Source organism: Microcoleus sp. T3_B1, assembly GCF_036700445.1.
Classification (GTDB): Bacteria; Cyanobacteriota; Cyanobacteriia; order Cyanobacteriales; family Microcoleaceae; genus Microcoleus.
The window spans coordinates 25,143-33,311 of record NZ_JAUBOX010000083.1; the positions used below are offsets into that span (position 1 = coordinate 25,143).

The window sequence follows — 8,169 nt, forward strand, 5'->3', positions numbered from 1 at the left end:
TTTGATATCATTTCCGGTTACACCGGCATGATGTTGACGGTTGACGGTTGACGGTTGACGCCGTGAACAGTCAACAGTCAACAGTCAACAGTCAACACTCAACAATCATCTCGCTCCTGCAGGCTACAACTGATAAGAACACCAGTCACTCCAGCTACCGACATAAAGTTTAGCATCGGGAATTCCGGCGATTTCTAAAGACAGTAAATTAACGCAAGCTGTCACCCCGGAACCGCAATAAACGATGATTTCTTCCGCTTTTTCTAATTCCGTCCACCGGTGTTTTTGTTCCGAGGCCGATCGCACTTTTCCTGTTTCATCCGTCACCCCTTGCCACGGATAGTTAACCGCACCCGGAATGTGACCTGCAATGGGGTCGATCGGCTCCCGCAAACCTTCATATCTCTCACTTTCTCGCGAATCAACCAAAACCTTTCCCGGCAAGTCTTTACGCTCTTTTACCGCCTCAATATCTACCGCCAAATCCGGCTGCAAGTGAGCAACAAATTTACCCTCGCGGGGGTCGGGCAAAGTATTTGTTACCGGATAGCCCGCCGCTTTCCATGCGCTGAAACCGCCGTCTAACAAAGCGACTTTGCTGTGTCCCATATATCGCAGCAGCCACCACAAGCGAGCAGCAAAAGCCAGTCGCGAATCGTCATAGGCGACGACTAAAGTTTCTGGTGAATTAATGCCGATCGCGCTCAATTTATCAGCTAATTCTTCAATATTTGGCAGCGGATGTCTACCGCCGTGTTTGCCCACTGAACTCGCGAGATCGCGGTTTAAATCTAAGTAGAAAGCTCCAGGAATGTGACTTTCTTGATATTGTTTTTGTCCCAATTCAGGGTCGCCAAGGGAAAAACGACAGTCAATGATTACAACTTGCGGATTGTCGGTATTGGTGGCTAACCATTCAGGAGAAACGATTAAAGTGTTGTCAGTCATAATTTTTCACATCAATATTTGAACATTTATCGGGAAGGAGCTTTTTTCTCTGGTTCTGCTTTATCGGTACGAGATTTTTTAGGAGTTGCTTTCTCCGAAGCTCTTTTTTCAGAATTTGATTTTTTAGGAGTTGCTTTTTCCGAAGGTGATTTTTCGGCGGGCGCGGGAGTTGGAGTTGGCTGAGGGGGAGTTACTGCTGCTTCTTGAGCGTAAAGCAGATATTTCTGATACTCGATTACTTTTGATTGAGCGAGTTGATAGTTGGGGCTAGACACTGGTACTCTTCTCATTAATGAGACCGCTTCTTGCCAACGATCGATAACTGTCGTCCAGTCTTGCTTGGTTTTTGCCGATCGCCCTAACTCTGCTGCTGTGAGTGCGCTGTTAACGGCTTCTCGAAAAGTATCTGGTGCAGTTGCTAAATCTGCTGTTCCATCGGGATTATTCCCAGCAGTTGCTGCTGGCTGGTTCAAAATTTTACCGACAAACGCCACCACGGCGATCGCCAACATACCCGTTACTAGCCCGACTACAATGAAAGTCGATCGCAGCCGGTTCTCAAAAGCAGCAAGTTCCGGCGGTTTTTCTTCCTCAATATTGCTCTCCATCTCTGTGCGATCGTCCATATTAGCAACAGCAGTATTTGGTACAGCTTCTCCTGCAAAACTTTGTTGTTCAAAAGTGCTGTTCTCCAAACTAAACTCTTGACTCCAAGCAGCAGCAATCTGACCGCTTTCTCGGCCATCCACCTTCACTTTGCGAATCGAATCCGGCTGCAAATTCGTCAGCTCGGTGCGAACAAAATCAACTAATGTATCTTCTTTCGGTACTTGCTCGGCCTCAAGAATTACATCCAAACAATCGCCGTCGAGATTTGCCGAGGCTGTGATGCCTTCAGATTGCAACTGGCTGTCAAGCCAAGATGCGATCGCCTGCGGATTTCCCTGCTTGGCAAGTTCCTGAAAATTAAGCTCTGTCATAGCTGGACACCTGATAATGCAGAAGGTAGAAGGTAGAAGGAAGTTCGGTAACGGATTACGTAACAGATGTAACGGATGGAAGAAGTCAGAAGGCTTTAGTTATTTAGCAGAGAAGTCAGAAGCAATATGATAGCTCATGTTTCAGCAATTAAGAACGTCTTAACCTTCGGGCGCGGTTGCTATAGAAGGCAGAATTAATGAAAAAGTCAGAAATAGTTTTTTTAAAGTTGAAAACACCCTAACTGAAATTCAACAAATAGTATAATGTATCGTGGCAAATCCCAGCCCAAAGATGCAAATTCTCACTCTCGCTCCCCCTCCCAGCCCTTGGGAAAAGACTCGCATTCCTTACCCCCAAACGAACTCAGGTTTGTAGTGAGGCATGCAAGTCGTCTTGCTCAGCCGCCAAATACTGTTGCTGCAACCAGGTTTTTGATACCGGGCGCGCCAGTCCAGATATTGCCAGCATCGCCCCTACAACCAGCATCCGCCTGGAAAAATCCTCGATCGCGCGGATGTGAGATTTGAGATTAAAAAATTGTGCGATCGCAGTGCCATCGGCCGACAGCGAGTGATATCATCAGTTAGTCAATATTCAAGTTTTTATAGCAAATAACTCGATCGCACAATGGTAGCAATAGCAATTTTAGCTGCTGGACGCGGCACGCGCATGAAATCTGACTTGCCTAAAGTTCTACACGAATTGGGCGGTCGATCGCTAGTTGAGCGAGTCCTCCAAAGTTGTCAAGAAATTCAAATTACCAGGCGACTTGTCATCGTCGGTTATCGAGGCGAACTCGTTAAAGAATCCCTGATTCGAGGTCAAGAAATATCAGGGAAAAATCTTCAATCTCCTCCCCTAGAATTTGTCGAACAAACCGAACAATTGGGAACAGGTCATGCCATCCAACAATTGCTGCCTCACTTAGAGGGATTTCAAGGAGACTTGCTGGTCTTAAATGGGGATGTACCTTTGCTGAGGGCAGAAACTATCAAACAATTGATGGCCATTCACAAACAGCACCAAAACTCTGCTACTTTATTGACAGCTAATTTGCCGAATCCCCAAGGATACGGTCGAGTATTTACCGACAGTCAAAACTTAGTCCAGCAAATTGTCGAAGACCGCGACTGCACACAAGCTCAAAAGCAAAATCACCGAATTAATGCAGGTGTTTACTGCTTTCACTGGCCGGATTTAGAGAAAATTTTGCCAGAATTGAAGGCAGACAATGACCAAAAAGAATATTACCTAACTGATACGGTAAATTTCCTCAGTCCGGTGATGGCGGTGGATGTGGAAGATTATCAAGAAATATTGGGAATTAACGATCGCAAACATTTAGCTACAGCTTGCGATATTTTGCAAACGCGGATAAAGGACAAGTGGATGACGGCGGGAGTGACGCTGCTCGATCCCAACAGCATCACCATTGACGATACCGTAGAGTTGCAGCCGGATGTGGTAATTGAACCGCAAACTCACTTGCGGGGAAATACTTCGATCGCCTCTGGTAGTCGCATCGGCCCCGGCAGTTTGATCGAAAACAGTCAGATTGGGGAAAATGTGACTGTGCTTTATTCGGTGGTTTCTGACAGTATGGTTGCTGAAAATTCGCGAGTTGGCCCTTACGCACACTTGCGGGGACACGCAGAAATTGGGGCGAACTGTCGCGTCGGCAATTTTGTAGAATTGAAAAATACTCAAATAGGCGATCGAACTAATGTCGCTCACTTGTCTTATTTAGGCGACGCGACTTTGGGAGAAAAAGTCAACATCGGTGCTGGGACAATTACGGCGAATTATGACGGAAAAAACAAGCACCAAACTCAAATAGGCGATGGGAGTAAAACTGGTTCTAACAGCGTGCTGGTTGCACCGATAACTTTGGGCGAAGATGTTACTGTAGCGGCGGGTTCTGTGGTGACAGAAGATGTGCCGAATGATTGTTTAGTAATTGCCCGTTCCCGGCAAGTTGTCAAACCAGGTTGGAAGTTGAAAGAACCTACAAAGTGAACGATTGTTCACTTTTTAGATGATGAGTTTCCACCCAATCGCGAGTTTCGCACTGGATACCAAAGAAACCGGGTTTTTATACTGGAAGCGATCGCACTCTAGAAGAGATTTTGGTGAAAAACCCGGTTTCTGCGTAAGTCCGCAACCTTGAGAAATCGGGTCGATCGCGATCGGCTATTTTTGGTGATTTTGCTGGTGCAGATAGTTGTTAATCGCTTTGGCGATTTTTGCTTGCTGGTATGGGTTCATGGTGCGGGGTAAGGAGATGCGAGAGCCTCCACAAGCTAACAGCCTGACTTCGTACCAAATGTCATGATCCCGATCTTTTGTGCGATCGACTTCCACACCATAAATATCGCACAGAGAGTATTCCATTACTTTACGTGCCAACAAACCCCGCTGTTTAACAGTCAAGGTGTTTAAATTTTCATCGAAGCTGTAGATTTCATTATTTCTCAAGACGATCGCTGCGATTCCTGCGAGCAAAAATATGCCTCCTGTCCATCCCAACCAGTGATCCTCTTGGCTTAAGCGCAGCAATCCATTTTTTGCATTTTTAACAAAAAAATTGATGTCAGAAGCCACAGCGTCTTGGGTTCCCCAATTAGTGGAGTTAGCAGTGAAAGGAACAGTGCCAACAGAAGTCAAAAGTACAACTCTGGTTTTATAGCCGCATCTTTCAACTTTAGCTCCCCGCAAAGAAGCCAGCTCAATTTCTTTGATGTTCGACCCCAGTAAATTCGATCGCACAATCTGGCAATTTCCTTGTTTTGCCTTCAATCGCTGGCAGTTCAGGGTTGCTGCATGATAGTCAAAAGTCAGCGATATCAGTCCAACTGCCATGAATAAACAACTAGGGAGCCAAAAATCAAATATGCTTTGAGTCTGAATTATTAATTCACTCGCTGTTTGCTTGATTATTTTCATTTATCTCACCCTTTTATTCCAAAATTGAGGCTACACATCGACTTCCTGACCCCGATCAGCCAAGTTGTTAACTTATATATTATTTGAAGTCGTCCTGTGCCATGACCCCTTTTATATTGCTAATAGGTTAGCACTAAAATGTCTGACCGACAACAAAGGTCGCGAGTTTACCTGCGGATGGGTTTAAGATAGCTTTCCGTGATTTAAAGTAGATGAATCTTAAAAGTATATTAATTATGTTATGGGAATGAGACCTTAGCTTCGCGAGCCGTAGGAAAGTAATCACTCTGGTGAGAACAGGTTTACATTTTGTTACATTATCAGGTTTATTTGTGCCTACTTAATTATCATTAAGCTAATCAGCATTTAAATTGCATGGTCAAATAAACTTTCACTCTTGTGAGGAGTAGGGGTTGGGCCCGAAAGCCCGCCCTCAACACAAAATTTAAATGCCCAACAGCTTAGTTATGGATTTGGGCGATTGCCTACGCGATAGCTAGGGTTCACCGATTTGTAGGGCAAATACATTGCTAAGCGTGCGATTATCGTTAATCGAGATATAGCTGCGAATCAAGTCAGCCATTTTGTATTGTTCTGTTAGTGAATAGCTTCTTAAACAGATGATATCGCCCCCTAACATCCACAAATCAACATAATAGCTACAATTTCCCTCGCTATCTCCTATTTCCTCTAATTCCACCGCAGAAATCTCGCGAGTTGAGCATTCGGTAACATCATGAAGCCACACACCGCGTCGTTTAATGGTCATTTTGCTAAAAGTTTTATCAAAAATGTATGTTTCATCTATCGCGCCGTCCAACAAAGACAGCGAAAACAACAGAAATATACCTCCACCTATCCAATTTGATGCTAAAATTATCTGCAATAGTCCAATGACAATGAAGGGAGAAATTAATAGCAAACCATCCCAGGCGCTGGCAGTTTGAATTGTTAGTTTAGTAGGTGTTCGCGTGAGAATTTTCATCAGTTAATTTTGGATTTTCACCAACAAGGTGAATTACTTATCTATCCGCTGTATACAATTTATCAGGCACGGATTATTATTTAACACTGGTTTGGACGATCGCACTTTTGGTGTTGTAAACAGCCTTGACAGCATAAGCGTCGCCTGGACGTTGCTGTAAAGCTCTGTTAAAATTGATTAAAGCGGTTTGATAGTCTCCCTGCCCGTATTAGATATAGCCGAGTTTCATCGATTGTTTGAAGTCAGAAATTTGAGGAGCAACACGAGCAGAAATAGGCTCAGAAACAGGTGCTACGACAGCAGGAGATGGCTCGGCAGCAGGAACTGACTCGAAAGCAGGAGATAACTCTTGATAGGGTGATGGAGAAGTGTTGAAACCAGAAGGCAAAGAAGAGGGCGATTGCTCGTTATACCCCTGCTCTACATTAGATCCAGAGTCAGAGACTTTTACAAAAATTTGGCCATAAAATACTGAAGTAGTAATGCCTCCCAATACAAACATTAGCAATCCAGCACATTGAATTAAAAAGGTTTTTCTGATTTTTTCATTGCTCCAATTTTTGATATAAAAAACCAATGATGCCAATGGGACAAGCAAGTAAAGCACTCCCCAAATAGTTTCCTCTCCAAAAGCTTGAACTAATCCCCAAAAATAGCCAACAAGACTTAAAACTAAACCTAGGATGAAAAATAAGGCGATCGCAATTCCAGGCATTTTCTATTTCTCCGATTGATGTATAGTTATTTTGCCAACTGTAAAGGAGAGGATTTTCTACCTGCAACTCATTCCCCTGTTTGCTGTGTTAAAAATAGATTAGCGGTGAAAACAGTCCGATCGCGCACAGCGAATGTTAGGATTTTGGTTAGGAATTAGACTAGGAACTCGATCGCGACTGCCGCAAATGATACCCTCTACCCTCGATCGACCCGAAGAACCATTTGCACGCGCCAGCAACGGCTGGGACATCCAAAAGCTTTACACCGACTTGGCAAATGCCAAACAAGAATTCGCCCCCCACACCAGAAGAGTTTCGTTCACCCTAATGGCGGGTGATGCCTACGATCGCACTTCCCCAGTTCAAATATTTTCACCTTTAATGTCGCAAGGAGGCTCACGCTCTACCGGATAGGGTGAGCGTTGAGAGGAATTGCGACCAACAAAGTTCGGACTTGCGTAGCACTGCTTTTTAAGCTATCATCTCATAAGCGTGAGTTTTAAAAGTCGATGAAACAAGTCTTAACCCTAGTTGTAAAGCTTCAACCTACGCCAGAACAGCGTCAATTATTAGACGATACTACCAAGGCGTTTGCTGATGCTTGCAACTATATTAATAACAACGTTAAGGCGAGTTTGACCGAGAGAAACTCAATCCAAGCAGTTTGTTATCAAGACGTTAAAGAGCGTTTTGGTTTAACCGCTAATCATGTTGTTAGAGCTTGTGAAGCGAGTCGGTGCGAATCGTTTAACTGCCAAATATAAAGGCAAAAAAGTTAAAGGATTCAAGCCTACCAGTTTTGACTGTGATTCTCGTACTTTCCGTTTGATTGAAGACGGCTATTTAGCTAGTATCAGTACCACGGGAAAACGAATCAAAATACCAATGAGAGTTAGTAATTATCAGCGCGGTCAACTCTCAGGTCAAAATCCAATTTCCGCACAATTATGTCAACATAAAGATGGGGATTGGTATATCCATATTCAAGTTAAAAATGATGTACCATCCCCTTTGAAAACCAGTCATGTCATGGGGGTCGATTTTGGCAGACGCGATATCGCTGTAACCAGTACAGGGAAGTCATGGTCTGGAAAAGAAATTCAAGACAAAAGAGATAAATTTAATCGGGTTCGGGCTTCTCTCCAAAAGAAAGCTACTCTAGGCACTCTTGTCAACTAGACGTAGAGCTAGAAACATCTTGAAACGGTTATCGGGTAGAGAGAGACGGTATCAGGCATGGTTAAACCCTGACGGGGCGACAGGTCGCCTGAAAGTCATACAGTCCGGCAACTCTAGACAAATAGCATGAAAAAAGATAGGGTAAGAAAGCTTCTTACCCAAAAAACAATTAAATGATACCAGAATTATATCATGCCCATTTGTCAGAAAAGCTGACACGTTCTAATTACTTAGTGACAATTTTATTGATTCAAGTGGTGCAATCGATTAAAGAAGTCACATTAGAAACCATAGCGACAAAACTAGCAATACCTATTAATTTTGAAAGTAGAAAAAAATCTCAGAGATTTTTATCAGAGAATGAATGGAGTATAGATAATATTTGGTTGCCACTGGTGATTGGTTGGATTAAAGGTA

General features: G+C 43.7%; 9 protein-coding genes and 1 pseudogene. 5 read left to right on the forward strand and 5 right to left on the reverse strand.

The features are described 5' to 3' along the window. Positions 1-123 precede the first annotated feature (123 nt). Both QT990_RS29475 and QT990_RS29480 read right to left on the reverse strand, forming a co-directional pair. Positions 124-948 carry a sulfurtransferase gene (locus tag QT990_RS29475; protein ID WP_333146163.1) on the reverse strand — a complete coding sequence of 275 codons (825 nt, stop codon included), beginning with the start codon at positions 946-948 and terminating at the stop codon, positions 124-126. 26 nt (positions 949-974) lie between these two features. Further along, entirely contained in the window at positions 975-1,928 is a 954-nt protein-coding gene (locus QT990_RS29480) for a hypothetical protein (RefSeq protein ID WP_333146161.1), read from the reverse strand. Positions 1,929-2,556: 628 nt separating this feature from the next. Here QT990_RS29480 and glmU point away from each other — a divergent pair. Beyond that, a complete protein-coding gene (gene glmU / locus QT990_RS29485) occupies positions 2,557-3,945 on the forward strand; it encodes a bifunctional UDP-N-acetylglucosamine diphosphorylase/glucosamine-1-phosphate N-acetyltransferase GlmU (RefSeq protein WP_333146159.1) in 1,389 nt (462 codons plus the stop codon). 174 nt (positions 3,946-4,119) lie between these two features. Here glmU and QT990_RS29490 read toward each other — a convergent pair whose 3' ends face one another. The 3 genes from QT990_RS29490 to QT990_RS29500 all read right to left on the reverse strand — a co-directional run bounded on the left by QT990_RS29490 (position 4,120) and on the right by QT990_RS29500 (position 6,572). Continuing rightward, positions 4,120-4,872 (reverse strand): hypothetical protein, encoded by a 753-nt coding sequence (locus QT990_RS29490; protein WP_333146157.1) that lies wholly within the window; start codon positions 4,870-4,872, stop codon positions 4,120-4,122. 496 nt (positions 4,873-5,368) lie between these two features. After that, a complete protein-coding gene (locus tag QT990_RS29495; RefSeq protein WP_333146155.1) occupies positions 5,369-5,857 on the reverse strand; it encodes a hypothetical protein in 489 nt (162 codons plus the stop codon). Between the two features lie 208 nt (positions 5,858-6,065). Then, positions 6,066-6,572, reverse strand: a complete 507-nt coding sequence (locus tag QT990_RS29500) for a hypothetical protein (RefSeq protein ID WP_333146153.1) — start codon at positions 6,570-6,572, stop codon at positions 6,066-6,068. A gap of 133 nt (positions 6,573-6,705) precedes the next feature. On the opposite strand from QT990_RS29500, the gene QT990_RS29505 reads away from it, so the two are divergent. The 4 genes and pseudogenes from QT990_RS29505 to QT990_RS29520 all read left to right on the forward strand — a co-directional run. Next, the gene (locus QT990_RS29505; protein WP_333146152.1) at positions 6,706-6,987 is read left to right on the forward strand and encodes a hypothetical protein; all 282 of its coding nucleotides are present in this window, start codon (positions 6,706-6,708) and stop codon (positions 6,985-6,987) included. A 95-nt stretch (positions 6,988-7,082) separates the two neighbouring features. Further along, positions 7,083-7,337 (forward strand): hypothetical protein, encoded by a 255-nt coding sequence (locus QT990_RS29510; protein WP_333146151.1) that lies wholly within the window; start codon positions 7,083-7,085, stop codon positions 7,335-7,337. After that, a complete protein-coding gene (locus tag QT990_RS29515) occupies positions 7,282-7,752 on the forward strand; it encodes a hypothetical protein (protein WP_333146150.1) in 471 nt (156 codons plus the stop codon). The genes QT990_RS29510 and QT990_RS29515 overlap by 56 nt, the downstream gene beginning before the upstream one ends. A 173-nt stretch (positions 7,753-7,925) precedes the next feature. Continuing rightward, positions 7,926-8,169, forward strand: a pseudogene (locus QT990_RS29520) (IS4 family transposase); the annotation flags it as partial.

Excerpts from the sequence above, each read along its gene's own strand:
- QT990_RS29500 (WP_333146153.1), bottom strand. The coding sequence starts at position 6,572 with ATGCCTGGAATTGCGATCGCCTTATTTTTCATCCTAGGTTTAGTTTTA.
- glmU (WP_333146159.1), top strand. The coding sequence starts at position 2,557 with ATGGTAGCAATAGCAATTTTAGCTGCTGGACGCGGCACGCGCATGAAA.
- QT990_RS29515 (WP_333146150.1), top strand. The coding sequence starts at position 7,282 with ATGTTGTTAGAGCTTGTGAAGCGAGTCGGTGCGAATCGTTTAACTGCC.
- QT990_RS29505 (WP_333146152.1), top strand. The coding sequence starts at position 6,706 with ATGTTAGGATTTTGGTTAGGAATTAGACTAGGAACTCGATCGCGACTG.
- QT990_RS29490 (WP_333146157.1), bottom strand. The coding sequence starts at position 4,872 with ATGAAAATAATCAAGCAAACAGCGAGTGAATTAATAATTCAGACTCAA.
- QT990_RS29480 (WP_333146161.1), bottom strand. The coding sequence starts at position 1,928 with ATGACAGAGCTTAATTTTCAGGAACTTGCCAAGCAGGGAAATCCGCAG.
- QT990_RS29475 (WP_333146163.1), bottom strand. The coding sequence starts at position 948 with ATGACTGACAACACTTTAATCGTTTCTCCTGAATGGTTAGCCACCAAT.
- QT990_RS29510 (WP_333146151.1), top strand. The coding sequence starts at position 7,083 with ATGAAACAAGTCTTAACCCTAGTTGTAAAGCTTCAACCTACGCCAGAA.
- QT990_RS29495 (WP_333146155.1), bottom strand. The coding sequence starts at position 5,857 with ATGAAAATTCTCACGCGAACACCTACTAAACTAACAATTCAAACTGCC.